We start from the raw sequence: 26,113 nt of genomic DNA, 5'->3' as shown, positions 1-26,113 counted from the left end.
TGTTCCTCCTCTGGGAGTGTTCTTCCTTCTTTGGTGCGGGGTTTTTTTGTTTCTTTCTTTTTCTGGGTGGGGGCCGCCCCAGAAGACCCCCCCCCACGACCGGATCCGCAGTCCTTCCATGCCCTTGGGCCCCTCGATGCTTCCGCAGGCGGAGCACATCTCTGGTCGTGGACGGACTTGGCGCGCTTGCCCCGGACGGGGTCCGGGGGCTCAGCGGTGCGGCGGGGGCGCGGGCCGGGGCAGCGGGACTACCGCGCGTCCGGCAGGCCGGTGCGGTTGCCGTAGTACGCCTGGCGCATCAGCCGCTCCATGTCGTCGATCATCGGCATCCGCGGGTTGGCGGGGGCGCACTGGTCGGCGTACGCGTTCGCGGTCTGGACGGGGAGGGCCTCGATGAAGGCCCGCTCGTCCACGCCCTGTTCCGCGAAGGAGGCGGGGATCCCGCACTCGGCGCGCAGCTCCTCGACCGCCCGGGCGTAGGACTCCACGCCCTCGGCCGGGGTGGCGGCCGGCAGGCCGAGCGCCCTGGCGATCTCCTGGTAGCGCTCCGGGGCCCGGTAGACCTCGGCCTTCGGCCAGGGGGTGGCCTTGTGGGTGACCGTGCCGTTGTGGCGGATCACGTGCGGCAGCAGGATCGCGTTGGTGCGGCCGTGGGGCACGTGGAAGGTGTTGCCCAGGGTGTGGGCCATGGCGTGCACCAGGCCCAGGAAGGCGTTGGCGAAGGCCATGCCCGCCACCGTGGAGGCGTTGTGCATCTTCTCGCGGGCCTCGGGGGCGTTCGGCCCGTCGGCCACGCACCGCGCGAGGTTCCCGAAGACCAGCCCGATCGCCTGGAGGCAGAGCCCGTCGGTGTAGTCGTTGGCGTACGCGGACACGTACGCCTCGGTGGCGTGGGTGAGGGCGTCGAAGCCGGAGTCGGCGGTCACGGCGGGCGGCAGGTTCATCGGCAGGACCGGGTCGACGATGGCCACGTGCGGGGTCAGCGCGTAGTCGGCGAGCGGGTACTTCCGGGCGGCGGCCGGGTCGGAGATGACGGCGAAGGGGGTGACCTCGGAGCCGGTGCCGGAGGTGGTCGGGACGGCGACGAGCTTCGCCTTCTCGCCGAGCGAGGGGAAGGTGTAGGCGCGCTTGCGGATGTCGAAGAACTTCTCCTTCGCGTCCCCGAACTCCACCTCGGGGCGCTCGTACATCAGCCACATGATCTTCGCGGCGTCCATCGGGGAGCCGCCGCCGAGGGCGATGATCGTGTCGGGCCGGAAGTCGCGCATCAGCGCGGCGCCGGCCCGGACCGTGCCGAGCTCGGGGTTGGGCTCGACGTTGTCGATGACCTGGATGGCGACGCCGCCCGGGCGGGCCTGGAGGATGTCGGTGACCTTCCGCACGAAGCCGAGGGAGACCATCGTCTTGTCGGTGACGATCGTGACCCGGCCGATGCCGTCCATCTCACCGAGGTAGCGGATGGAGTTGCGCTCGAAGTAGATCTTCGGCGGGACCTTGAACCACTGCATGTTGGTGTTGCGCCGTCCGATCCGCTTGATGTTGACCAGGTTGACCGCGGTGACGTTGTCCGACACCGAGTTGTGCCCGTACGAGCCGCAGCCGAGGGTGAGCGAGGGGAGGAAGGCGTTGTAGACGTCGCCGATGCCGCCGAAGGTGGACGGCGCGTTGGCGATGACGCGGACCGCCTTGACCTTCCTGCCGAACTCCTCGACGAGCCCCTCGTCCTCGGCATGGATGGCGGCACTGTGCCCCAGGCCGTGGAACTCGACCATCCCGGCGGCCAGTTCGAGGCCGTGCTCGGTGTCGGAAGCCTTCAGGGCGGCCAGTACCGGGGAGAGCTTCTCGCGGGTCAGCGGCTCGCCGTCACCGACCTCGCCGCACTCGGCGAGGAGGATCGAGGTTCCGGCGGGGACGGTGAAGCCGGCCTGCTCCGCGATCCACCGCGCGGACTTCCCGACGACGGCCGGGTTCAGCTTGGCGCCCGCGCAGTTGGCGGCGTGGGCGGTGGTGCCGAAGACGAACTCCTCCAGCTTGGTCTTCTCGGCGGCGGAGACCACATGGGCGCCGAGCCGCTCGAACTCGGCCATGCCCTGCTCGTAGATCTCGGCGTCCAGGATGACGGCCTGCTCGGAGGCGCAGATCATGCCGTTGTCGAAGGCCTTGGAGAGCACGATGTCGTGGATCGCGCGGCCGAGCCTGGCGCTCTTGTGGACGTACGCGGGGACGTTGCCCGCGCCCACGCCCAGGGCCGGCTTGCCGCAGGAGTAGGCGGCCTTGACCATGGCGTTCCCGCCGGTGGCGAGGATGGTGGAGACGCCCGGGTGGTTCATCAGGGCGGCGGTGGCCGCCATGGAGGGCTCGGTGACCCACTGGACGCAGTGCTCCGGGGCGCCCGCGGCGACGGCGGCGTCGCGCACGATCCGGGCGGCCTCGGCGGAGCAGTCCTGCGCGGAGGGGTGGAAGGCGAAGACGATCGGGTTGCGGGTCTTCAGGGCGATCAGGGCCTTGAAGAGCGTCGTCGACGTGGGGTTGGTGACCGGGGTCATCGCGCAGACGACGCCGACGGGTTCGGCCATCTCGGTGATCCCGTTCAGCTCGTCGCGGCGGACGACGCCGGCGGTCTTCAGCCCGCGCATCGAGTTCACCACGTGCTCGCAGGCGAAGAGGTTCTTCACCGCCTTGTCCTCGAAGAGGCCCCGGCCGGTCTCCTCGACGGCGAGCCGGGCGAGTTCGCCGTGCTGTGCCAGGGCCGCCAGCGAGGCCTTCCTGACGATGTGGTCCACCTGCTCCTGATCGAACGACTCGAACCGGCGGAGCGCCTCCAGCGCCCCCTCGACCAGCGCGTCGACCATCTCGTTGGCCTGCATGGCGGGAACTCCTTCAATGGGAAATCCTGATGGCTCAATTCGACACCCAAAAGCGGAAGGAACCTTGCCGAAAAGGGCCTTTCCGAGTAGGTCGAAGGTCCCTCGGCATCCACACCAACCCCCTCGATCACGTCGCTGACCTGCGGTGATACTGAAGGACCAAAGACCTCTGCGCGCTTGTGAAAACTTTCACAAGAATTTCCCTCCCAGTGCGCCCTACCGCGCTCCCCCACCGGGGAGCACAATCGGCCTGACTGCCCGAGCCGGACGTGAGGGAGGGAGCGCGTGCGCAAAGAGGTGCGCACCGCGGACGGCCGCGTTCTGACGGCGGAGCGGTGGGGAGACCCGGACGGCAGGCCCGTCTTCCTGCTCCACGGGATGCCCGGCAGCAGGCTCGGCCCGGCGCCCCGCGGCATGGTCCTCTACCAGCGGCGGACGCAGCTCATCGCCTACGACCGGCCCGGCTACGGCGGTTCCATGCGCCACCCGGGCCGCTCCGTCGCCGACGTGGCCCAGGACGTGGCCGCGATCGCCGACGCCTTCGGGCTGGACACCTTCGCCGTGGCCGGCCGCTCCGGCGGTGCCCCCGGCGCCCTGGCCTGCGCCGCCCTGCTCCCGGAGCGGGTCACGCGGACCGCGGCCCTGGTGCCGCTCGCCCCCCGGGACGCGGAGGACCTGGACTGGTTCGCCGGGATGGCCGCCTCGAACGTACGGGAGTACACCACCGCCACCGACGACCCGGAGGAGCTGGCGGCCCGGCTCATCCCGCGCGCCGCAGGCATCGCCCGCGACCCCGGGCGGCTCCTGGACGAGCTGCGCCGGGAGCTGACCGCGAGCGACCGCATGATCGTCTCGGACGCGGGACTGCGGTCGATGCTGCTGCGCAACTACCGCGAGGGCGTGCGCACTTCGGCGTACGGCTGGATCGACGACATCCTCGCCTTCAGCAGCCCCTGGGGCTTCGACCCCGCCGACATCCGCTGCCCCGTACTGATCTGGCACGGGGAGCTCGACGTCTTCTCCCCCGTGGGCCACGCGCGCTGGCTGGGCCGCCGCATCCCCGGCGCCACCACCGCCATCGACCCGGCCGCCGCCCACTTCGCGGCACTGCGCGCACTGCCCGACGTCCTCACCTGGCTGCTGCGCGAACCCCTGGGGGAACAGCAGCCCGCGTAGGTCTCCGACCTGCGACGACGCCGTCAGGGAGCGCCGCCCGGGAAACTGGATCTTGCGTTGCGGAAAACGGCCGGACGCGGGTCCTCGATAAATGCATCACGCTTTCTATAGAACGCTTGACCAGGCGTCATGCCTCGGTTGCCATTGGGATGGCGGCTAGTAAAGTCCGCACTTGACGGCCGGCAAAGCGCCGGTGTCTTCCCCGCCCATTTCACAGGGCCTCCCCGAGGACGGTGTCGTGAACACTTCCGCAACCCCCCCGACCAGCACGGTCAAGGACCGCCGCGTCCCGCTCGCGAAGATCGACGTCCGCAGCGCCACCGCGGCCGCCGTCCTCGAACGCGTACTTCCGTCGGAATCCGGTCGTCGCGTTCAGGCACCGATCTTCAACTCCGCGCTCTGACGATCAGTTATGAGCTCTAGACTGGTGGAATGACCCGCACGATCGCTTTCCGCGAGATCGTCCTGAAGGTTCACAGCAGATGCGATCTCGCTTGTGATCATTGCTATGTCTACGAACACGCAGATCAGAGCTGGCGAGCCCGGCCGAAAGTGATCTCACCCAAGGTCATTTCCCAGACCGCGTCGCGGCTCGCCGAACATGCCCGTGACCATGCACTCCCCTCCGTCACGGTGATCCTCCACGGAGGGGAACCCCTGCTGGCCGGCCCCGACCGACTGCGCCTCGTGTGCGAGGAGTTCACCGGCGCACTCGCCGGAACCGCCGAGCTCGACCTGCGGATCCACACCAACGGGCTCCAGCTCAGCCGCCGTTACCTGGACCTCTTCGCCGAATACGGCGTCCGGGTCGGCGTCTCCCTCGACGGGGACCGCGCGGCCAACGACCGCCACCGCCGCTTCGCCGACGGCCGCTCCAGCCACCCGCTGGTCCTGGCCGCCCTGGAACTGCTGCGCTCCGCGCCCTACCGGCACCTCTACCAGGGCCTGTTGTGCACCGTGGACGTGGCCAACGACCCGGTCGCCGTGCTGGACGCACTGGTCGCACTGGAGCCGCCGCGGGTGGACTTCCTGCTCCCCCACGCCACCTGGCAGGCCCCGCCGGAGCGCCCCGGCGGCGCGCCCGACGCGTACGCGAGCTGGCTGCTGCGCGTCTTCGACCGCTGGGAGCAGCTGGAACGGCCGGTGCCCGTCAGGCTCTTCGAGTCGCTGCTGTCCACGCTGCGCGGCGGACCCAGCCTGACGGAGTCCCTGGGGCTGGCCCCGACCGACCTGGTCGTGGTGGAGACGGACGGGACGCTGGAGCAGGTCGACTCCCTCAAGAGCGCCTTCGAGGGGGCCGCCGCCACCGGGTTCGACGTCTTCCGCCACGCCTTCGACGAGGTCGCCGCGCACCCCGGGGTGCGCGCCCGGCAGCTCGGGCTCGCGGGCGTCAGCGGCACGTGCCGCCGCTGCCCTGTCGTACGTTCGTGCGGGGGCGGCCTGTACACGCACCGCTACCGGGAGGACAACGGCTTCGACAACCCCTCCGTGTACTGCTCCGACCTGCGCGAGCTGGTGGACGGGGTCGAGGGGCGCACCGCCGCCCGGCAGACCGCGCCCGAGCTGGCCGACCCGGCCGAACTGGCCCGGTCCCAGGAGGAGCTGACCCGGATCCTGCTGGCCCGGCTGCACGGCGACCTCGCCGGGGACCCCGCATGGGCGCGGGCCTGGGAGCTGCTGGCCGGGGTGGAGGCGGCCGGGGAGGCGGGCGCGGACGCGCTGGACGCCGTACTGGCCCACCCGTTCACCCGGACCTGGGTGCTGGAGGCCCTGGACGCCGTGCGGGAGGGGCGCCCGGACGGCCCGGCCGCGGCCCGGCGGCTCGCGGCGCTGACGGCCGCCGCCGTGCTGCGGGGCGGGCTGGAGCTGCCGGCCGAGGTGGCCTACCGGGACGGGGAGGTGTACCTGCCGACGCTGGGGCTGCTGCGGCTCGGGGAGCCCGGCACCCGGGGCCGCGCCCTGCTGCACGCCACCGGCGAGGGGTACGCGGTCGTCCGGGCGGGGCGCACCGAGCACCGCTTCGGCCCGGCGGCGGGGGACGCGCGCTGGCTGCCGGTACGGACCTGGACGCCCGGGCCCGGGGAGCCTGCGGTGGCGCTGGAGGACCTGGACCCGTACCGCAACTGCTTCGCCCGCCCGCCCCGGCTGCGGCTCGGCGCCGGGGAGGCCGACGAGTGGCGGGGCCGGCTCGGCGCGGCCCGGGCACTGCTGCTGCGCACCGTCCCCGGGTTCGCGCGGGCGGCCGTCGCCGGGCTGGGCACCCTCACCCCGCTCGCGGGCGGCCCGCGGGCCGGGGGCTGGGGCGAGGCAGGGCGGCACGGGCCGGGCGCGCTCGGGCTGCCGTACGCGGCCGGGGTCAGGGAGACCGCGCTCGCCCTGCTGACCGGGCGGCGGCGGGCCCGGCTGCGGGAGCTGACCGAGGTGGCCGACCTCTACGCGCTGGACGGCGCCTGGCAGCACCCCTCGCCCTGGCGGACGCGCCCGGTGCCGGTGTCGCGGCTGCTGGCCGACGTGCACGAGCGGGTCGCGGTGGAGGCGTACCGCCGGGCGACGGGCACGCAGGAGCCGGGCGGCTCGGACCGGGTCCACCGTGCGCTGGACCGGCTGGCGGAGGCGGCGGAGCTGACGGTGAGCGGCAAGCGGCTGGTGGAGGAGCTGCGCTGGGAACTGAAGGCGGTCGACGCATGACCACCCCACCGGCCCCGGCGGCCCCACCAGCCCCGGCGACCACCCCGGCGACCACCCCGGCAGCCCCACCGGCCCCACCTCCCCCGACAGCCGCCCCGCCCGGCCGCTACCAGCTCGCCGCCCAGCTGCGGCTGCTCGGCGTGCGCCCCGGGCAGCGCCTGCTGGTGCACGCCGCCCTCGGCGGGACCGGCCTGCGCGCCGGGACGCTGCGCGACGCCCTGCTCGGGGTCCTCGGCCCCCGGGGCACGCTGGTCGTCCCGGCCTTCACCGCGGAGAACTCCCTCACCTCCACCGCCCACCTGGCCCGCGTCGCCGGTCTCGACGAGGCCGGGGCGGCGGCCTTCCGGGCGCGGATGGAGCCTTTCGACCCGGAGCTCACCCCGAGCCAGGGCGTGGGCGTCTTCGCCGAGGTGGTCCGCACGACCCCCGGCGCCGCCCGCAGCGGCCATCCGCAGACCTCCTTCGCCGCGCTCGGCGCGGACGCGCACCGGCTGTGCGCGGGGCACCGCACCGAAAGCCACCTGGGTGAGGATTCCCCGCTGGGAAGGCTGTGCTGGGAGGGAGGACAGGTACTCATGATCAATGTGGGATTTTCGGCCTGTACCGCTTTCCATCTCGCGGAGTATCGAATTCCGAAGCCCCCCTTGCGCATGTACGACTGCGTGGTGAAGGTGAACCTTCCGGGCGGGTCCGAGGGGCGGCACGAGGGGCGGGGAGGGCGCTCCGACGCGGGCGAGTGGAAGAAGTACGAGGACGTCGCGCTGGACGACGGGGATTTCGAGGAGATCGGCCGGGCGTTCCCGGATTCCCTGGTGCGCGGGGGGCGGGTGGGAGGGGCCTCCGCGCTGTTCTTCTCGATTCCGCACGCCGTGGACCACGCCCAGGCCTGGATGACCGAAAACAGACGCTGATTGACTGAACGATGAGGGGATGTGGCGAAGCAGCTCCGGAATGATGTTTCTTCGCTCGCAGCTTCGGGACGGGGGTCGTGTGCCCGCATCAGTGCAGCCGTACTTTTTCCTCAGTTATGCGCATACACCGAGGTTCGGGCCTGGAGGACCCGATCCCGACATGTGGGTGGAGCGCCTCTTCCGTGACCTGTGCAGCCACATCATGGCGCTCACGGACCTGCCCGCCGGGTCCGAGGCCGGCTTCATGGACCGGGAGATACGCAGCGGCGAGGGCTGGTCGGAACGGCTCGGGGCGGCGCTCGCCACCTGCCGGGTCTTCGTCCCCCTGTTCTCGCCGCGCTACTTCGCCAGTGAGATGTGCGGGAAGGAGTGGTTCGCCTTCGCGCAGCGCACCATCCAGCACGGCGCGGTCAGCAACCAGCCGGCCGCCGAGGCCATCGTCCCCGCCCTGTGGGTGCCGGTGCCTCCCTCCCAACTGCCCGGCCCTGCCGAGCGGTTGCAGTTCAACCACAACACCTTCGGCGAGCGCTACGTCACCGACGGGCTGTACGGCCTGATCAAGCTGCGCGGGTACGCCGAACAGTACGAGCAGGCCGTGTACGAACTGGCCCGGCGGATCGTCCGGGTGGCCGAGACCGTGCGCCTGCACCCGGTGCGCCCGCTGGACTACCGGGTGGTGCCCAGCGCGTTCGGGCACAGCGGCGGCCAGGGCGCCGTTCCCGGCGGCAGCCCCTCCCGCACCCTCCACGTGACCGTGGCCGCCGCTTCCCGGCACGACCTGCCGGACGGCCGCAGCCCCGAGTACTACGGGGAGAGCGCGCTCGACTGGAACCCGTACCACCCGACCTCGCAGCGGCCCGTCGCGTACGTCGCCGAGGACCTGGTCAGGAACCTCAACTACCAGACGACGATGTCCTCCTTCGACGACGAGGCCGGCCACTTCGACAGCAAGCAGCCGCCCACCCGCCCCGAGATCCTGATCGTCGACCGCTGGGCGGTGGAGGACGAACAGCGCCGCCAGCGGCTGGCCGCCTTCGACCAGGAGCACCGCCCGTGGATCAACGTGGTCGTGCCGTGGAACCGGTACGACCACCAGAGCCGGGCCAAGGAGGCCGAGCTCGCGCGCCGGCTGGAAGAGACCCTGCCGGTCAAGATGAGCCAGGGCCGGGCCGCCTGCCGGGCCGCGGCCAACGGCGTGGCCAGCATGGAGACCCTCGGCCAGATCCTGCCGCAGGTGGTAGAGGCGGCCGCGCAGCAGTACCTCAGACACGCCCAGGTGTACCTGCCGGCCGGGAACACCTCCACCGAACGCCCGCGGCTGCTGGGCCCGATGGGGATGGGCGGGCCGCCTCCGTTACCACCGCCGGCCCCCTTCCCGCCCGCACGGCGGCACGACGGCGCGAGCGGCCCGCACGGCGAGACCGACGAGCACGGCGAAGACACCGACACAGACCCGGGGGGACGCGGATGACAGCCAGTCGTGACAGCCGAGACGGACGCATCGTCACCTTCTACTCGTACAAGGGCGGTACCGGCCGCACGATGGCCCTGGCCAACACCGCCTGGATCCTCGCCGCCAACGGCAAGCGGGTCCTCGCCGTGGACTGGGACCTGGAGGCCCCGGGCCTGCACCGCTTCTTCCACCCCTTCCTGGACCCCTCCACCCTGGGGGCCACCACCGGCGTCATCGACCTGATCAGCGAGTACGCCTGGGCCGCCACCAGCCCCGTGCAGCGCGCCGCCGACTGGCACAAGGAGTACGCGCGGATCGAGCCGCACGCCGTCTCCCTCACCCCGGAGACCCACGGCTGGGAGTTCCCCGACGGCGGCACCCTCGACTTCGTCTCGGCGGGCCGGCAGAACCGCGAGTACTCGGCGACCGTGTCCACCTTCGACTGGGACAACTTCTACGACCGGCTCGGCGGCGGCCTCTTCTTCGACGCCCTGCGCGCCGACATGAAGGCCAACTACGACTACGTCCTGATCGACAGCCGTACCGGCCTGTCCGACATCGCCGACATCTGCACCGTCCACCTCCCCGACGTCCTGGTGGACTGCTTCACCCTGTCCGACCAGTCCATCGACGGCGCCGCCTCGGTGGCCCGGCAGATCGACGAGCGGTTCAACGACCGCGGCATCAAGATCTACCCGGTGCCCATGCGCATCGACGAGGGCGAGAAGGAGAAGGCCGACGCCGGCCGCGCCCTGGCCCGCCTGAAGTTCGACCGCTTCCCCAACGGCCTCGTCGGGGACGAGCTGACGTCCTACTGGGGCGCGGTGGAGATCCCGTACCGCCCCTACTACGCCTACGAGGAGACGCTGGCCACCTTCGGCGACGAGGCCGGGCTGACCAACTCCCTGCTCTCCGCCTTCGAACGGCTCACCACGGTGGTCACCGGCGGCGAGATCACCTCCATGCCGGTGATCGGCGAGGAGGTGCGGCTGCGGATCCGCGACGCCTTCACCCGGCGCCGCCCGGCACTGCCCGCCGACCTGTTCCTCTCCTACGTCGCCGAGAACCGGATGTGGGCCGACTGGATCGAGTCGGTGCTCACCCGGGCCGGATTCCGGGTGGTCCCCAAGGACGTGTCCGCCGAACGCGCGCCCGACGCGGCCGCCGGCGACACCCTGGGCGGGGCGGGGATCGGCGTGGACACCGCCGCCCGGACCGTGGTGCTGCTCTCCAGCGCCTACCTCAAGTCGGCCCGGGCCGTGGACGTGTGGAACCGGGCCGCCGCCGAGGACCCGACCGGGGGCCGGCGCCACCTGATACCCCTGCGGGTGGGCGACGTACGCCTGGCCACGCCGTACATCGACCGGAACCCGGTGGACCTGTTCCGGCTCGACGAGGTGCACGCGACCGCCGCCCTGCTGCGCGCGGTGGAACGGCCGATGGCGCTGCCGGACACCGTGGCCAGCGCCTCGCAGCCCGGCCCCCGCTTCCCGGGCACGGTCCCGAAGATCTGGAACGCGCCGCCCCGCAACCCCGGCTTCACCGGCCGCTCCATCGTGCTGGAGCGGATGCGGGACCAGCTCGGCGGCGGCATGGCCGTGGTGCTGCCGCAGCCGCAGACCCTGTACGGGCTCGGCGGCGTGGGCAAGACCCAGGTGGCGCAGGAGTACGTGCACCGGTTCATGGCCGACTACGACCTGGTGTGGTGGATCTCCTCGGAGCAGCCCGACGACGTGCGCGCCTCCCTGGCGGAGCTGGCCGTACGGCTGGGCTCGCAGACCGGCGAGGACATCGAGGCCGGCTCCAAGGAGGCGATCGACCTGCTGCGGCGCGGGGTGCCGACCTCGCGCTGGCTGCTGGTGTTCGACAACGCCGACGATCCCGAGACCCTCAAGCGGTTCTTCCCGCCGGGCGGCCCGGGGCACGTGCTGGTGACCTCGCGCAACCAGTCGTGGTCCCAGTACGGGGACGCGCTGCCGGTGGACGTGTTCCTGCGCGAGGAGTCCATCGAGCACCTCCAGCGCCGGGCGCCGGGGCTGAGCAAGGAGGACGCCGAGCAGGTGGCCGTGGCGGTGGGCGACCTGCCGCTGGCCGTCGAGCAGGCGGGCGCCTGGATCTCGGAGACCGCGACGCCGGTGTCGGTGTACCTGGAGCAGCTCGCCGAGCAGACGGCGCGGGTGCTGAGCCTGAACCAGCCGGAGGGCTACCCGCAGCCGGTGGCGGCGACGTGGAACGTGTCGATCGAGCGGCTCCAGTCCCGCTCCCCCGCCGCGGTGCGGCTGCTCCAGCTGTGCGCGTTCTTCGCGCCGGAGCCGATCTCGGCGAACCTGCTCTACAGCAAGGAGATGATCGACGCGCTCAAGCCGTACGACCCCTCGCTGCAGGAGAAGCTGGTGCTGGGCCGGGTGATCCGGGAGATCGGCCGGTTCGCGATGGCCAAGGTCGACCAGGTCGGCAACAGCATCCAGGTGCACCGGCTGGTGCAGGCGGTGATCCGGGCGCAGCTGTCGGAGGAGGAGCAGCGCGAGGCGCGGCACGCGGTGCACCGGATCCTGGCGGGGGCCCGCCCGGACGACGACGAGCCGATAGACAACCCGGAGACCTGGCCGAGGTTCAACACGATCTGGCCGCACCTGAACCCGTCCGAGGCCCGGTTCTGCTCGGAGCCGGAGACCCGGCGGCTGCTGATCGACCGGGTGCGCTACCTGTGGAAGCGCGGTGACTTCAAGGCGGCGTACGCGCTGGGCGAGGAGCTGCGCGAGGCCTGGCGGGAGCTGCTGGGCAGCGACGACCTGCAGTACCTGTACCTGCGGTTCCACCTGTCGAACATCCTGCGCTCCCGGGGCCGGTTCGTGGAGGCGAAGGAGCTGGACGAGGTGACGCTGGAGCGGCAGCGGGCCGCGCTGGGCCCCTCGCACCCGCACACGTACATGACCACCAGCGGTCTGGCGATGGACCTGGGCGCGCTGGGGCAGTACGGGAAGGCGATGGAGCTGGCGACGGCCGCGCACGAGGGCTTCGGGCAGATCTTCCACGAGGCGCACCCGCGCACCCTGGCGGCGGCGAACAACCTGGCGCTGAACCTGCGGATGGTCGGCCAGTACGCGCGGGCCCGGGAGATCGACCAGGAGGTCTTCGACCGGCGCACCGAGGTGCTGGGCCCGGACCACCCGTACACCCTGTCCTCGGCGCAGAACCTGGCCCGGGACCTGCGCGAGGTGGGCCGGTACGACGATTCGGTGCAGCTGCTGAGCCGGACGTACGAGATCTACAAGCGGCAGCTGGGCCGGGCCTTCCCGGGGACGCTGTCGGCGGCGAAGAACCTGGCGGTGTCGCTGCGGCGGGCCGGGGAGCTGGAGAACGCGCTGCGGCTGACGACGGCGACCCGCAACCGGTACCGGGCCAAGTACACCTCGGTCAATCCGGACCTGCTGGCCTGTGAGCTGAACCTGGCCTCGGACCTGTTCGCGACGGGTGATCCGGGCGCGGCGCGGGACCTGGCGCAGGAGGTGGTGGACGAGTACATGAAGGTGCCGGGCGAGCGGCACCCGTACACCCTGGCGGCCGTGAACAACCTGGCGGTCTTCCACTGGGGCACGGGTGCGGCGGAGACGGCGGAGCCGCTGCTGCGGCAGACGATCCGCAGCATGCGCGAGGTGCTGGGCGACAACCACCCGCACACGATCTTCGCGCACCTGAACCTGGCGAACGCGCGGGCCGACCTGGGCGACCCGGACGGGGCCCTGGAGCTGGAGCGGATCGCCGTGGTGCGGCTGCGCGAGGCGCTGGGGTCGCACCATCCGGAGACCCTGGCCAGCGCGTCGAACATGGCGGTCAGCCTGGACATGGTGGGCCGCAAGGAGGAGGCGGCGCGGGTGCGGGCGGAGGCGGTGTCCGAGCTGACGCGGCTGCTCGGGGAGGACCACGGTCTGACCCGGTACGCCCGTGACGAGCGGCGGGTCCACCGGGACCTGGAGCCGCTCGCGGTGTGATCCGACGGCGGGCGGCGGGGCTTCGCGGCCCCGCCGCCCGGGAGCGAGCGCAGGGGGCGCCGTGACCGACAGCATGACCTTTCACAACGAGGACCTGCCGGTCCTCTTCCACCACACCGATCAGGCGGCGGTCTCCCGGCAGCGGGAGTCGACGCAGGCCACGCGCGCGCAGCTGTTCCTGCTGGTCGCGGCCGCTGGGGCCGCGGCCCTGCCGGCCGGGCCGGCCGTGGGCGGGCTGCACGTGTTCGCGGCGGTGAGCGCGCTGGCGTACGCGGGGGTGCTGGCCGTGGGCGTGCGGGCGGGCAGCCGGCGGGCCCGTCCGCAGTGGCAGCTCAACCGCAGCGCGGCCGAGTTCATCAAGTCCCTGGCGTGGCGGTACGCCGTGCACGGGGCGCCGTTCGGGTCCGAGGCCGCCGAGCCGGAGGAGGTGTACCGGGCGCGGCTGGAGAAGGGGCTGGACGAGCTGCGCAAGATGGGCTGGGAGGATCCGCGGGCGGCGGGGCTGGTGCCGCAGGGCGGTGAGATCACCGGGGCGATGCGGCGGCTGCGCGGGCTGGACTACCAGGTGCGCAGGGAGACGTACGTCCGGGACCGGCTGATCGAGCAGCGCAACTGGTACCGGCGCAGGACGGAGGGGGCGCGGCGGACGACGGCGCTGTGGTCGTGGACGATCGTGCTGCTGACGTGTCTGGCGCTGCTGCTGGCGGTGCTGGGCGCCTTCGGCTCGGGGCCGGGGGCGGCGCCGGCGGGGCTGCTGAGCGCGGCCGCGGCGGCGGGGATCGCCTGGAACGAGGTGCGCCGCCGCCATCCGCTGATCGAGGCGCACACGCTGATCGAGCAGGACCTGGCGGCGATGATGGTGGTGATGCAGACGACCATCACGGAGTCGCAGTGGCCGTCCGCCGTGTACGAGACGGAGCGGTACGTGTCGCCGCAGCACACCGACTGGCTGGCCCGGCACAGCAGTTGACTCCGGGCGGCGGGGGCGTGGCTCAGGCGCGGGCCACGCCTTCGCGCCAGATGACGGTGACGGGTTTGCCGAGGGCCCGGGCGTAGGCGACGATCTCGCCGGTGCCGCCGTGGCCGCGCGCGGGGAGGCCGTCCCAGACGGCGACGAGCCGGTCGCAGCAGTCGGCGATGTAGGTGCCGGCGGCGTAGTAGGCCTCGTCGGTGGAGCGGGCGAAGTCCAGCCGGACCTCCTGGGCGGCGCGGCGCCTCAGCCGGCGGTAGCCGGCGAGGGCGTCGGGGTCCTCGAAGGTGTCCTCGTAGTCCTCGCTGGGGATCACGACGGTGAGGTCGGCGCCGTGGTCCAGGGCGATGTCCGCGAACAGCTGGTCGGCTCCGTCGGCGAGGCTGGAGAAGGCCTCCAGCGGGCCCCGGTGGCCCGCGAACACGGCCCGCAGGCCCTCCTGCACGTGGCCGAGCACCTCATCGGGAATCGACCGGTGGCCGGTCACTCCGATGCGCTTCATACGAGCTCCTCCCCCGTGGGCGCCCAGGACATCCTGGACATCCTCCCAGAAGGAGGGAGGACGTCCAGGGGGCCTGCGGCGGGGGGTGGAGGTCAGTAGACGCTGACGCCGTAGGCGTTCAGGGCTTCCACGACGGGCTGGAAGAAGGTGGTGCCGCCCGAGGAGCAGTTGCCGCTGCCGCCGGAGGTGAGGCCGACGGCGCGGCTGCCGGAGTAGAGGGGGCCTCCGCTGTCGCCGGGTTCGGCGCAGACGTTGGTCCTGATCATCCCGTAGACGATGTCGCCGCCGCCGTAGTTCACGGTGGCGTTGAGGCCGGTCACGGAGCCGCTGTGGGTGCCGGTGGTGGAGCCGCGCCGGGTGACGGACATGCCGGTGGTGGCGTTGACGGCGCTGGTGATGTCCTGGCTGCCGACGGTGCCGGGCGGGACCGGGCTGTTGCTGGCGTACTTGATGAGTCCGTAGTCGTTGGTGGGGAAGCTGGAGCCGGCGGTGCTGCCGACGACGGTGGTGTGGGAGGAGTTGGTCCACCAGGTGCCGGCGCCCTCGGTGCAGTGGCCGGCGGTCAGGATGTAGTAGTTGGCGCCGCTGCGTACGTTGAAGCCGAGCGAGCAGCGCCAGCTGTTGGCGTAGATGGCGTCGCCGCCGGAGAGCAGCTTGGTCAGCTTGCCGGGGGTGCGTTCGATGCGGAGCGCGGCGGCGTCGGGGCCGGCCTCGCGGCGGATTCTGGCGATGTCGGCGGCGGTGACGGTGGAGTCGGCGGTGACCACGAGGGTGCCGGTGGCGGGGTCGGTGTGCCATGCGGTGCCGGCGACGTCGGCGCGCAGGACGGAGGCCCCGGCGGCGGCGAGGCGGGCGGCGCCGAAGCCGTTGCCGTTGTCGTCCGCGCTGGCGGCGGTCGGGGCTGCGAGGGCTGCCGTCGCGGCCAGGCCGGCGGCCAGGGCGAGCAGGCGGAGGCGGGTGTTGCTGTTGGTCCTCACTTCACGTCCTCCCGGGTGGGGGTCGGGGGCCCGGCTGGGGTGGGGGTGCCGGAGCCGGTGAGCGGCGGTGGGGGGACACGGCGGGGGCGCGGCCGGGGAGCCGCACTCTCGTCGTGACCCTGACAAGTCCGCCGGGTGACGCTGAACGGGAGTGTCCTGGCGTCAGTTACCGGCGGCAAGGGCGCCTTTCAGCCGTCGCTCCCCGGCGGCGACCTCGAAGGGCAGGGTGTTCCCGGGCGGCGGGAACGGGCAGATGAAGTGGTCGGCGAAGGCGCAGGGCGGGAGTTGGGCCCGGTTGAGGTCCACCGTGATGGAGCCCTCGGGGCCGGGGGTGCCGGGGTGCAGGAAGCGGAAGCGGTAGCTGGAGCCGCCGCTGGTGGCGTCCGCGAAGACGGCCCAGAGGCTGCCGTCGCCCTCGTCCACGGCCACCTGGAGGGTGTGCTGGACGCCTTCGCGGGCGAACACCAGCTCACCGCCGAGGCCGAGGCCGCGGGCCTGTCCGTCGGCGTTGCCGACCTGGACGGTCCGCCGCTCGGGGTACGGGCGGAAGTGCCCCGGCAGCGCGAGGGCGGGGTCGTACGGGGTGGCCTCGATGCCGGCGAAGGCGCGCCGGGCCGGGGCGGCGGGGTCGTAGACGCGGACCGCCCACTGCCCCTCGCGCCGGATCACCACGAGCCGTACCTCCCCGGCCGCGAGCCGGGAGTGCGCGGGCCGTCCCTCGTCCGCGGCGAGGGCGGCCTCCCCTATGAGGGGCCGCCCGTCGAGCTCGACGCCGTCCTCGGCGGAAGCGGTCAGCAGGACCCCGCCGTCATGGGCGCGCCAGCGCCCCGGAACGGCCGGAAGTCGACCTTCCGGGTAGTCGGCGAGCCAGTACGTGCCCGTCAGGGCGAGGGGTCCGTAGGGGGCGGAGACGGTGGCCGTCCGGTGCTCGTGCCACTCCCGCCAGGCCTTGGTCTCCGCGTCGTCGCTCATGCCGCTCAGCCCTTCCCCGGCGGACCGGGCGGGAACCTTCCGGTAACCCGTCCGGACCTGGGGAACTGACGTCGGCTCAGCAGTCGCAGCCGCAGCCGTCGCAGCAGCAGCCGTCGCAGTTGCAGCAGTCGCAGCAGTTGCTGCAGGTGTCGCAGTTCTCGCAGCACTCGCACGCGTCGCACCAGGGGTCGCGCTTCTGCCGGGACCAGGGGCCCTCGTGCTCCGCGCAGCAGAGCTGGCAGGTGCAGAAGAGGCCGATGGCCACCGCGCAGCCGGCCAGCAGTCCGCGGCGCGGCTTCTGCGGCGGGAGCCCGCCGAAGCCGCCACCGCCGCCGCCCCCTCCGGGGCCGCCGGGGCCCATCGGCGGCGGCATCCCGGGCCCGCTCGGGGCGTACGGGTTGGCCTGGCCGCCGGCGTACGGGCCGCCCTGGCCGTACCCGGCCGCGTACCCCTGCGGGGGCTGGCCGTAGCCCGGCTGCCCGTAGCCCTGCGGGGGCTGGCCGTAGCCCTGGCCCGCCGAGTTCACCGCGGCGTGCCCGCACGAGGAGGTGCCGAACGCCCGGTCCACCGAGGTGCGCAGCTCGTGCACCAGCAGCCGGTGGGCGAGCCCCGCGTCGGCGAACTCCACCTCGCGCAGGGCCAGCCGTATCCCGTGCAGCGCGTCGTCGCACAGCCGGCGGGCCTCGGCGAGGGAGGTGCCGGTGGCGGTGAGCGGGTTCCAGGCGTTCGCCAGCGCGTCGGCGCCCTGGTCCTCGACGGCGTCCAGCAGGTGCGCGAGCCGCCCGAAGTACCGGCCGGCCTCGGCGAGGGCCGGGCCGTTGCCTGGCCGTCCCGCCAGGACCGCGGTATGCGCGAAGGCGGCCGCGGTCGCGGTCTCCGTCGGCTCGGTGACCACCAGCACGGAGGTGCCGATCCCGGCCAGGGTCTCGATGCCGCCCTGGCGGTCCACGGCGTCCACGAGCACCGCCGTGTCGAAGCCGAGCGAGGCGCCGGTGCGGGCACCGGCCCGGTCCCACCCCCGGGCCACCTTGCGCGCGGCGGCGGCGATCGGCGCTCGGGCCAACAGGCCGTCCCGGTCGGCCACGTGGTCCCGCACTTTCGCCGAGGCCAGCACGAGCGAGACGGCGGCAGCGAGCCGGGCACCCTCGCCGTTGGCGACCGGCGCGGTGCGCATGCCGCGCAGCGGGCAGGGTCCGGCGGTGCGCCGGGCGCCGGGCAGCGGACCGGCCTGAGCCTCCGTCAGGACGGAGACGAGCAGCCCGTCGTAGTTGGTGACGATCCGGGCGAACTGCCCGTGGTCACCGCGAAGTGCCAGGCAGAGGCCGCACAGATGGGCCATCCACTCCGTTTTGAAGTGCTCGCCCAGCCGGTGCGCGCAAGGTCTGACGATGCCGAACAACCGCTTCCCCCGTGTGTCATACGCAAGATTCCGGGGCATCGTATCCAGCCAGGCAGGTCACTCGTACGCGCCAGTGCCTCACCCGGACGGCAGCAGCGGTCGTATTTTCACTCAGTCAGCAGCGGTGACGTCCGGGAAGCGCGTCCGTGCAACGGATGTTCTGCACCAGTCCCGTCACGAAACATCTGCGCGGCGGCTATCCACTTGGCGCGTTGTCAGCATCATGGACGACCATAGGGGCAGCGGAGAAGAAGACGGACTGGCCACGGTGAAAGGAGGCGTCCATGGGTTCGGTGCGCAAGGCGAGTGCGTGGTTGGGTCTCGTAGAGGACAGCGACGACGAGCGGTACTACGACGACGACTACGCGGAGGCGGTGGAGCGCCAGCAGGGCTCGGTCTCCGGCCCCGGCGACCAGTGGGTCACCGACCCCCGGGTGAAGGTGGCCTCGGATTCCGCGGTCGAGCGCGGCCGCCGCATCGCGACCGTGACCCCCGACGGCTTCCGCGACGCGCGCGGCATCGGCGAGCTGTTCCGCGAGGGCGTCCCGGTCATCGTGAACCTGTCGTCGATGGACCCGACCGACGCCAAGCGCGTGGTCGACTTCGCGGCCGGCCTGACCTTCGGGCTGCGCGGGTCGATCGAGCGGGTGGCGACCAGGGTCTTTCTCCTGACCCCGGCCGACACCCAGATCGTCAGCGGTGAGGCGGGCGGCCGCTCCCGCGACTTCTTCAACCAGAGCTGAGCCTGGGGGCCCTCTGGGGGCACCCCCGGACGGAGTCTGGGGGAGGTAGCCGGGGGATCCTCACCGGTTACCGGAACGCGTCGAGCCCGGTGAGTGCCTTGCCCAGGACCAGCTGGTGCATCTCAACGGTCCCCTCGTAGGTGAGCACCGACTCCAGGTTGGTGGCGTGCCGCATGACGGGGTACTCCAGGGAGATCCCGTTGGCCCCGAGGATGGTCCGCGCGGTGCGGCAGATGTCGATGGCCTCGCGGACGTTGTTGAGCTTGCCGAAGCTGATCTGCTCCGGCCGCAGGGTGCCCGCGTCCATGCGCCGGCCCAGGTGGTGGGCGAGCAGGATGCCCTTGTGGAGTTCCAGCGCCATGTCCGAGAGCTTGGCCTGGGTGAGCTGGAAGCCGCCGATCGGCCGGCCGAACTGCTCCCGCGTCTTCGCGTAGTCGAGCGCCGCCTCGAAGCTGGCGCGCGCCGCGCCCATCGACCCCCAGATGATCCCGTACCGCGCGTGGCTCAGGCAGCCCAGCGGACCCTTGAGCCCCGTGACGTCCGGAAGCACCGCGTCCGCGGGCAGCCGTACGTCGTCCAGCACCAGCTCGCTCGTCACCGACGCGCGCAGCGACCACTTGTGCTTGATCTCCGGCGCCGAGAAGCCGGCGCTGTCGGTGGGGACGGCGAAGCCGCGGATCCCCTCGTCCGTCTGGGCCCAGACGACGGCCACGGCGGCCACCGAGCCGTTGGTGATCCACATCTTGCGGCCGTTCAGCACCCAGTCGGAGCCGTCGCGCTTGGCGTACGTGCGCATCGCGGCCGGGTCGGAGCCGATGTCGGGCTCGGTCAGCGCGAAGCAGCCGATCAGCTCGCCGGCCGCCATGCCGGGCAGCCACCGCTGCTTCTGCTCCTCGGAGCCGTACTTCCAGATCGCGTACATGGCCAGGGAGCCCTGTACGGAGACCAGCGAGCGGATCCCGGAGTCGGCGGCCTCCAGCTCCAGACAGGCCAGGCCGTACTGGACGGCGCTCGCGCCGGCACAGCCGTAGCCGGTCAGGGACATTCCGAGCGCCCCGATGGAGCCGAGCTCGCGGGCCAGCTCGCGGATCTGCGGGAGCTCGCCGTCCTCGTACCACTGGGCGATGTGCGGCAGGACCCGGTCGGCGGCCCAGGAGCGGACGGTGTCGCGGACGGCGAGGTCCTCGGGGCCGAGCAGCTCGTCGAGTCCGAGCGGGTCGGTGGGGGCGAACGGGGTCTTCGGCGCGGACAAAGGGGCCTCCCGGCGGCCACGTGGGGCGAAACCTAGCGGTGCAAGTTTGTCGCCGACCCGGCCCCTGGTCCACCCCCGGATTCCGCGGCGGGGTGCCGGGTCAGCCCTGGCGGCCCGACCTGCCGACGGCGGGGTCGCGCTCGGGCTGCGCCGGGGCGGGGATCCGCGCCCCGGCGGCCGGCCGGGCCGGGCCCGCGGGCTGGGCGGGCAGGCGTACGGCGGCATCGGCATCGGTGTCCGCGGCGGTCCCGCCGCACCCGGCGGCGCCGTCCGGCTCGGCGTTCTCCATGGTGCGCGGCAGCTTCAGCGCCATCACGGCGCCCGCGAGCAGCAGGCAGGCGCTCACGACGAGGGTGACGTGCAGCCCGTGCACGAAGGAGTTCCGGGCGGCCGTGTGCAGGGACTCCCCCGCCGCGCCGCCGAGGTGGGCGGCGATCTGGTAGGCCTCGCCGAGGGAGTTCGCGGCTCCGGCCGAGTCCTCGGCGGGCACGCCGGGGACGTCCAGCAGGCCGGGCCGGTAGGCGGCGTTCATCACGCTGCCGAGCAGGGCGATGCCCATGCCCGCGCCGAGCTGGTAGGAGGTCTCGCCTATGGAGGCGGCGCCGCCGGCGGTGTCCGCCGGGGCCTCGCTCAGCATGGACTCGTACGCGGCGAAGAGGGTGGTCTGGAGCCCGAAGCCGAGCAGGATGAAGCCGGCGGTCAGCAGGACGGGCCGGTCGTCGTGGCCCATCAGCGTCAGCAGCAGCACCGCGCCGGCGGTGAGGACGAAGCCCAGCGAGACCATGGTGCGCGGGCCGACCCGCTGGAGCGTGTAGGAGCCGGTGGCGCCGGCGGCCATGGCGGCGAAGGTCAGCGGCAGCAGCCGCAGGCCGGTCTCCAGCGGGCTCAGCTCCAGCACCAGCTGGAGGTACTGGACGGCGAGCAGCTCCAGCCCGACCAGCGCCAGCATGGCGAGCACGATGCAGCCGACGGAGGTGGAGAAGGCGGCCCGGGAGAACATCCGCATGTCGATCAGCGGGTGCTCGCGCCGCTTCTGGCGGCGTACGAAGAGGGCCAGCAAGAGCACGCCGAGCAGCAGCGGGGCCAGCGCCTCGGGGTCGGTGAGCTGCCGTTCCGCGCCGATCCGCTTGATGCCGAGCACCGCGCCGAGGACGCCGGCGGCGGCCATCAGCGCGCCGAGCACGTCCCAGGGCCCGTCGGCCGCGCCCCTCGATTCGGGCAGCAGCCAGCGCCCGAGCGGAAGGATCAGGGCCATCAGCGGGATGTTGATGAGGAAGACCGAGCCCCACCAGAAGTGCTGGACGAGGAACCCGCCGAGCACGGGGCCGCTGGCCGCGCCGATCGCGGCGACGGCGGTCCAGATGCCGATGGCCAGGGCGCGCTCGCGCCGGTCGGGGAAGACCTGGCGCAGGATCGACAGGGTGGCCGGCATGATCATCGCCCCGCCGATGCCGAGCAGGGCGCGGGCGGCGATCAGGACCTGCGCGTTGTCCGCGAGTGCGGCGATGGCGGAGGCGACGCCGAAGAGGGTGTAGCCGAGGAGCAGGATCCGGCGGCGGCCGACGCGGTCGCCGAGGGTGCCGAAGAGGATCAGGAGCGCGGCGCAGACCAGCGGGTACGCGTCGACGATCCACAGCAGCTCCTGGGAGCCGGGGCGCAGGTCCTCGGTGACGGAGGGGACCGCGACGTGCAGGATGGTCGCGTCGAGCGCGACGAGCACGAGGCTGACGCACAGGACCGCCAGGACCACCCAGCGGTTGGCCCCGCCGGAGGCGGCGGCGACCCGCTGCCGGAGGGAGGGCTTCCTGTCGCCGGCCGTGTTCGTCCCCGACATGCATGTACCTCCCAGGTGGTCCCTCGCACTCGGCGGACAGCGTCGTGGGTCGCCGCGGGGTGGTGCGCTGTGCGGCGTCCTACGGGGTCCGGCATCGACACGCGAGTGAAGGGTCAGCGTACGCGAGTTCGCGTGCCCGACACGTGGCCAAGCTCTCATCGCGACGGCGGCCCCCGTGTGGTGTGCGCCACTCGCCCCGTTCCGCCCTCCCCCCGCGCACACGCCCTCTCACGCTCCGTGTCCGCGGTTTTCGTCTTCGCCGGTCGCGGCGCCGATACTCGTCCCCGTGACCACTCTGCCCGTTGACGACGCCCCCGCGAAGCACCCCGGACCGCGCCGTGCCGCGCCCGCGCTCGCGGCCTTCGCCGCGGTGCGGCTGCTGGGGCTGGCGGTGCTCTCGCTGTGGAGCGCGGCGGCCGGCAGCAGCCCGCACACCTTGCTCTCGGCCCGCTGGGACTCCCTCTGGTACGCGCGGATCGCCGCCGAGGGGTACGGGTACGAGGTGGTCCTGCCGAGCGGGGCCGTCCACTCGAACCTGGCGTTCTTCCCGCTGCTGCCGTGGCTGGAGCGGCTGGTGGCGGCGCCCACGGGGCTCTCGTACGGCTCGGCCGGCCTGGTGGTCTCGGCGGTGGCGGGGCTCGCCGCCGCGTGGGGGATCTTCGCCGTCGCCGACCTGGTGTGCGCCTCGCGGCACCACCGCGTCGACGGGCGGCGCGCCGGGGTGCTCGCGGTGGCGCTGTGGGCGGCGCTGCCGGTGGGGATCGTGCAGTCCATGGCGTACAGCGAGTCCCTGTTCACGGCCCTGGCCGCCTGGTCGCTGTACGCGGTGCTGCGCGGGCGGTGGGTCGTGGCGGGCCTGCTCGCGGCGGGGGCGGGGCTGACCCGGCCGGTCGGGGCGGCGGTGGTCGCGGCGGTCTGGGTGGCCGCGGTCCTGGCCTGGCGGCGCGGGGAGCGCTCGTGGCGGATGGCGGCCGGGGCACTGCTGGCCCCGCTGGGGGCGGCGGCGTACGCGCTGTGGGTGGGGGCCCGGACCGGCGGCGGGCTGACGGGCTACCTGGACGTGCAGGCCGGCTGGGGCAACGGCTTCGACGGGGGCTGGGCCTTCGCCCGGTTCATCGGGGCACGGCTGGCCTCCCCCGCGTTCGCCGCCGGGGCGGGGCTGATCGCCGGGGTGCTGCTGGTGCTGTGGCTGTACCGGCTGTGCGTGCGCGACCGGCAGCCGGCCGCGCTGCTGGTGTACTGCGGGATCGTGGTGGCGCTGGCCCTGTGCGCCTCCGGGTACTTCGGCTCCAAGCCCCGGCTGCTGCTGCCGGCGTTCCCGCTGATGCTGCCCCTGGCGGTGGCCCTGGCCCGGTGGCGGACCGGGCGGGCGGCGTGCGTACTGGGCGCGCTGGCGCTGGCCTCGGCGGTGTACGGGGCGTTCTGGCTGAACGGTTCGGGGCCCCCGTAGCCCGGCCGCGGGCACGCGGGCGCGATCACGGAACGGATCATTCCAATCCATGGTTGTGCAAAGGAATTGAGCCGCGGCTATAAATACCGTGTAAGTATGCCGATAATTGCGGGGGCAGTACTCCCGGAGTTGAATCCGGAAAGTTCCAACAAGTGCCGGAACAAGGGGAATTAAGTCCCCCGTGAGACGCACTCCACATCACATGGTCATCACAAAGCGCGCGATTCGCCCGGGGTGCGCTTCAACGCGCGGTAACGTCGATTGAGTGCGTACCGACCAAATGCTTGCCCGTCTGGAGCCGGTGTTCGCCCGGCTCGACCGGGAACCAGAGCGACCGGCTCATCTGCAAACTCCGCAGATGAGCCGGCACCGCATCGTGCTCCTCTCCGCGACGCTCGCCTTCTACATGGCGATCGTCGTGGCCGTGCTGACGACCTCCTGGCTCGTCCGCCTGGACTGGCAGATCATGTTCTTCCGGCCCTACGAGCAGTGGCCGCAGGTCCACGCCTTCCTCGACTACCTCGTCGTACTCGGCCAGCGCGGACCCACCGCGGTGATGGTCGCGGCCTGGCTCGGCTGGCGCTCCTGGCGCCAGCACACCCTCCGCCCGCTGATCGCACTCGGCGTCGCACTGCTGCTGCTGAACATCACCGTGGGCTCCGTCAAGCTCGGCCTCGGCCGGCTCGGCCCGCACTACGCCACCCAGATCGGCTCCGCGGAGCTCTTCGCCGGCGGCGATATATTCCCTTCCGGCCACACCGCCAACGCCGTCGTGACCTGGGGGATCCTGGCCTACCTGGCCTCCACCACCGTCACCCGGCGGGTGCTGTCCATCCTCTCCGGGGTCCTCTCGCTGAGCGTCGGCGCCACCACCGTGTACCTCGGCACCCACTGGGTGAGCGACGTGCTCCTCGGCTGGACCGCCGGACTCCTCATCATGCTGGCGCTGCCCTGGTTCGAGCCGCTCATCGCCCGCACCGAGGCCTACGTCTTCGGACTGCGCGAGCAGTGGCGCCGCCGGCTGGAGGACGGCCGGGTCTCCGAACCGGTCGCCGCCGCGCTCACCCCGCTGCTCTCCGCGGGCGGGAAGTGGCAGCCCGGACGCACCCCCGCCGCCGCCGAGGACGGGGCCCCGGCGGCCGCCGCCGCCTCCCAGGCCCCCGCCGGGCACTCCCCGGCGCTGCGCCCCGCCGCGCACGCGCACCAGCTCTCCCGGCAGCACGTCATACGCTCCGAGCGCACCCCGATCACCCCGGGCGGCAGCCGCCGGCCGGCGCACACCGAGCGGGCCTCCACCCGGGGGGCCTCGGCCCGCCCGGCCACCGGGGGCTGACCCGACGCGGGGCCGGTACGCACAGCCCCACCCCGCACCGCGAGAACGGCGGGCCGGTCCATCGGACCGGCCCGCCGTCGGCGTTCCGGGGCGCAGAGGGACGCGGGGCGGCGCCGGGCGGCGTTCATATACCCGGACACGTCAGCCCGCTGAGCGGATGTTCCTCCGTACCGGGTCACGCTTGTGTCACGGGTTGTCGACGGTCGCCGCCGGTAATACCGGCTTTACGGGATCCCTTTCGAATTCCGCCGCGGAACCCGAATTCCCCGCCCCGGACTTACTCCCGCGGGGCTTCGACGGCCCGCCCGAGAAGGTCCCGCAGAGCCCGGATCCGGTCCGTCAGCTCGGGGGGCTCCACCACCTCGAACTCACACCCGATCAGCATGACGTGAATCACCAGGACGTCGAGGCTCACCGCCCCGGTGCGCAGCAGGCAGCTCTCCGCGTCGACCGGCTCCAGCACCCCGTCGGAGGGCCCGATGATCCGCGCCGCCTCCTCCGCCGGAACCTGGAGCCGCACCACCGCCCGGGCCGCGTACGCGCGGTGCGACACCCCCTGGGACACGTACGCGGCGAGGTCCTCGGCGGGCGCCGGGCGCGGGACGAAGCGCGGGCCGTGCGGCGGGCGGGGCTCGATCCGGTCGGCGCGGAAGGTCCGCCAGTCCTCCCGGTCGAGGTCCCAGGCGACGAGGTACCAGCGCCGCTCGGAACACACGAGCCGGTGCGGCTCGACGGTACGGCGGCTGACGCTGCCGCCGTGGTCCCGGTACCCGAACCGGAGCCGCTCGCCGTCCCGGCAGACGGCGGCGAGGTCGGTGAGCACGGCCGGGTCGACGGTGTCGCGGCCCGGCCCGCGCAGCATGGGCACGGTGAACTCGTTGAGCGCGGAGACCCGTCGGCGCAGCCGCGACGGCAGCACCTGCTCCAGCTTGGCCAGGGCCCGTACGGAGGCCTCCCCGATCCCCTCGACGCCGTTGCCGGCGGCCGTGCGCAGCCCGACGGCGACCGCGACGGCCTCGTCGTCGTCCAGCAGCAGCGGCGGCAGCTCCGCCCCCGCCCCGAGCTGGTACCCGCCGCCGGTGCCGGGGCTGGCGTTCACGGGATACCCCAGCTCCCGGAGCCGGTCGACGTCCCGCCGCACGGTCCGGGGCGTCACCCCGAGCCGGGCGGCGAGATCGGCACCGGTCCATTCCCGGTGGGCCTGCAGGAGGGACAGCAGGCGCAGCAGTCGCGCGGAGGTCTCAAGCACGCCCCATTCTGACGCGCCATGCCTTCTCCCCGCGCCGCGCCCAATTTCCCGACGCGCCGCGCTCCTTTTTGACGCGCCGCTCGCGCGGCTCGGCCCTGGGGGCCTCCCCGGCTTCGCGCCGCTGCGCCGGACTCCGTCCGTCGGCCTGCGGGGCGGGGCCGGTGCGTGTGTCCGGGGCCGGTGGTCGTCTGCGGGTGGGTGGGCCGCTGCGCGGGGCCGGGTCCCCTACCCGCCCTTCCACCGTTCCCAGGGGATCCGCCCCTGACCCCGAACGGGCGCTGCGCGCCCGTCGCCTCAAACGCCGGCGGGGCTATTTGTAGCCCCGCCGGCGTTTGAGGCGCGGGG

General features: G+C 73.0%; 18 protein-coding genes. 10 read left to right on the top strand and 8 right to left on the bottom strand.

The window, feature by feature from the left end:
• Positions 1–248: 248 nt before the first annotated feature.
• Positions 249–2,867: a bifunctional acetaldehyde-CoA/alcohol dehydrogenase gene (gene adhE, locus AC07A6_RS18830; protein WP_478777774.1), complete on the bottom strand. Its 2,619-nt coding sequence runs from the start codon at positions 2,865–2,867 to the stop codon at positions 249–251.
• Positions 2,868–3,152: 285 nt separating this feature from the next.
• On the opposite strand from adhE, the gene AC07A6_RS18825 reads away from it, so the two are divergent.
• The 7 genes from AC07A6_RS18825 to AC07A6_RS18795 all read left to right on the top strand — a co-directional run bounded on the left by AC07A6_RS18825 (position 3,153) and on the right by AC07A6_RS18795 (position 14,057).
• A complete protein-coding gene (locus tag AC07A6_RS18825) occupies positions 3,153–4,043 on the top strand; it encodes an alpha/beta fold hydrolase (RefSeq protein WP_478777773.1) in 891 nt (296 codons plus the stop codon).
• A 238-nt stretch (positions 4,044–4,281) separates the two neighbouring features.
• The gene (gene fxsA, locus AC07A6_RS18820) at positions 4,282–4,446 is read left to right on the top strand and encodes an FxSxx-COOH cyclophane-containing RiPP peptide (protein ID WP_362468675.1); all 165 of its coding nucleotides are present in this window, start codon (positions 4,282–4,284) and stop codon (positions 4,444–4,446) included.
• 29 nt (positions 4,447–4,475) lie between these two features.
• Positions 4,476–6,731, top strand: a complete 2,256-nt coding sequence (gene fxsBH / locus AC07A6_RS18815) for a radical SAM/SPASM protein FxsBH, inactivated beta-hydroxylase extension form (RefSeq protein ID WP_362468673.1) — start codon at positions 4,476–4,478, stop codon at positions 6,729–6,731.
• Positions 6,728–7,642: an AAC(3) family N-acetyltransferase gene (locus tag AC07A6_RS18810; RefSeq protein WP_478777772.1), complete on the top strand. Its 915-nt coding sequence runs from the start codon at positions 6,728–6,730 to the stop codon at positions 7,640–7,642. The genes fxsBH and AC07A6_RS18810 overlap by 4 nt, the downstream gene beginning before the upstream one ends.
• Positions 7,643–7,685: 43 nt before the next feature.
• Positions 7,686–9,113 (top strand): TIR-like protein FxsC, encoded by a 1,428-nt coding sequence (locus AC07A6_RS18805; protein WP_362468702.1) that lies wholly within the window; start codon positions 7,686–7,688, stop codon positions 9,111–9,113.
• Positions 9,110–13,087, top strand: a complete 3,978-nt coding sequence (fxsT, locus tag AC07A6_RS18800; protein WP_478777771.1) for an FxSxx-COOH system tetratricopeptide repeat protein — start codon at positions 9,110–9,112, stop codon at positions 13,085–13,087. Before AC07A6_RS18805 ends, fxsT begins: the two co-directional genes overlap by 4 nt.
• A 73-nt stretch (positions 13,088–13,160) precedes the next feature.
• The gene (locus AC07A6_RS18795) at positions 13,161–14,057 is read left to right on the top strand and encodes a DUF4231 domain-containing protein (RefSeq protein ID WP_478777810.1); all 897 of its coding nucleotides are present in this window, start codon (positions 13,161–13,163) and stop codon (positions 14,055–14,057) included.
• Between the two features lie 22 nt (positions 14,058–14,079).
• Here AC07A6_RS18795 and AC07A6_RS18790 read toward each other — a convergent pair whose 3' ends face one another.
• The 4 genes from AC07A6_RS18790 to AC07A6_RS18775 all read right to left on the bottom strand — a co-directional run bounded on the left by AC07A6_RS18790 (position 14,080) and on the right by AC07A6_RS18775 (position 17,907).
• Positions 14,080–14,559 carry an OTU domain-containing protein gene (locus tag AC07A6_RS18790; protein WP_478777770.1) on the bottom strand — a complete coding sequence of 160 codons (480 nt, stop codon included), beginning with the start codon at positions 14,557–14,559 and terminating at the stop codon, positions 14,080–14,082.
• Positions 14,560–14,651: 92 nt separating this feature from the next.
• The gene (locus AC07A6_RS18785; RefSeq protein ID WP_478777769.1) at positions 14,652–15,536 is read right to left on the bottom strand and encodes a S1 family peptidase; all 885 of its coding nucleotides are present in this window, start codon (positions 15,534–15,536) and stop codon (positions 14,652–14,654) included.
• Positions 15,537–15,698: 162 nt separating this feature from the next.
• Positions 15,699–16,508: a DUF1684 domain-containing protein gene (locus AC07A6_RS18780; RefSeq protein ID WP_478777768.1), complete on the bottom strand. Its 810-nt coding sequence runs from the start codon at positions 16,506–16,508 to the stop codon at positions 15,699–15,701.
• A gap of 76 nt (positions 16,509–16,584) precedes the next feature.
• Complete coding sequence (locus AC07A6_RS18775) at positions 16,585–17,907, bottom strand: DUF5685 family protein (RefSeq protein WP_478777767.1); 1,323 nt, start codon at positions 17,905–17,907, stop codon at positions 16,585–16,587.
• A gap of 284 nt (positions 17,908–18,191) precedes the next feature.
• Here AC07A6_RS18775 and AC07A6_RS18770 point away from each other — a divergent pair, with 284 nt between their 5' ends.
• Entirely contained in the window at positions 18,192–18,650 is a 459-nt protein-coding gene (locus tag AC07A6_RS18770) for a cell division protein SepF (RefSeq protein WP_007263282.1), read from the top strand.
• A gap of 67 nt (positions 18,651–18,717) precedes the next feature.
• Here AC07A6_RS18770 and AC07A6_RS18765 read toward each other — a convergent pair whose 3' ends face one another.
• Together AC07A6_RS18765 and AC07A6_RS18760 are read right to left on the bottom strand one after the other, a co-directional pair.
• Positions 18,718–19,902 carry an acyl-CoA dehydrogenase family protein gene (locus AC07A6_RS18765; protein WP_125816313.1) on the bottom strand — a complete coding sequence of 395 codons (1,185 nt, stop codon included), beginning with the start codon at positions 19,900–19,902 and terminating at the stop codon, positions 18,718–18,720.
• A gap of 100 nt (positions 19,903–20,002) precedes the next feature.
• Positions 20,003–21,736: an MFS transporter gene (locus AC07A6_RS18760; protein WP_362468659.1), complete on the bottom strand. Its 1,734-nt coding sequence runs from the start codon at positions 21,734–21,736 to the stop codon at positions 20,003–20,005.
• Positions 21,737–22,031: 295 nt separating this feature from the next.
• Here AC07A6_RS18760 and AC07A6_RS18755 point away from each other — a divergent pair, with 295 nt between their 5' ends.
• Together AC07A6_RS18755 and AC07A6_RS18750 are read left to right on the top strand one after the other, a co-directional pair.
• Positions 22,032–23,186: a hypothetical protein gene (locus tag AC07A6_RS18755; protein WP_478777809.1), complete on the top strand. Its 1,155-nt coding sequence runs from the start codon at positions 22,032–22,034 to the stop codon at positions 23,184–23,186.
• 265 nt (positions 23,187–23,451) lie between these two features.
• Entirely contained in the window at positions 23,452–24,519 is a 1,068-nt protein-coding gene (locus tag AC07A6_RS18750) for a phosphatase PAP2 family protein (protein WP_478777766.1), read from the top strand.
• A 277-nt stretch (positions 24,520–24,796) separates the two neighbouring features.
• Here AC07A6_RS18750 and AC07A6_RS18745 read toward each other — a convergent pair whose 3' ends face one another.
• Positions 24,797–25,768 carry a helix-turn-helix transcriptional regulator gene (locus tag AC07A6_RS18745; protein WP_362468655.1) on the bottom strand — a complete coding sequence of 324 codons (972 nt, stop codon included), beginning with the start codon at positions 25,766–25,768 and terminating at the stop codon, positions 24,797–24,799.
• Between the last annotated feature and the right edge of the window lie 345 nt (positions 25,769–26,113).

It is taken from the genome of Streptomyces sp. NPDC044002 (assembly GCF_056434525.1).
Note: the sequence above shows the minus strand (reverse complement) of the source record. Positions and strands in the feature narration are given on the sequence as shown.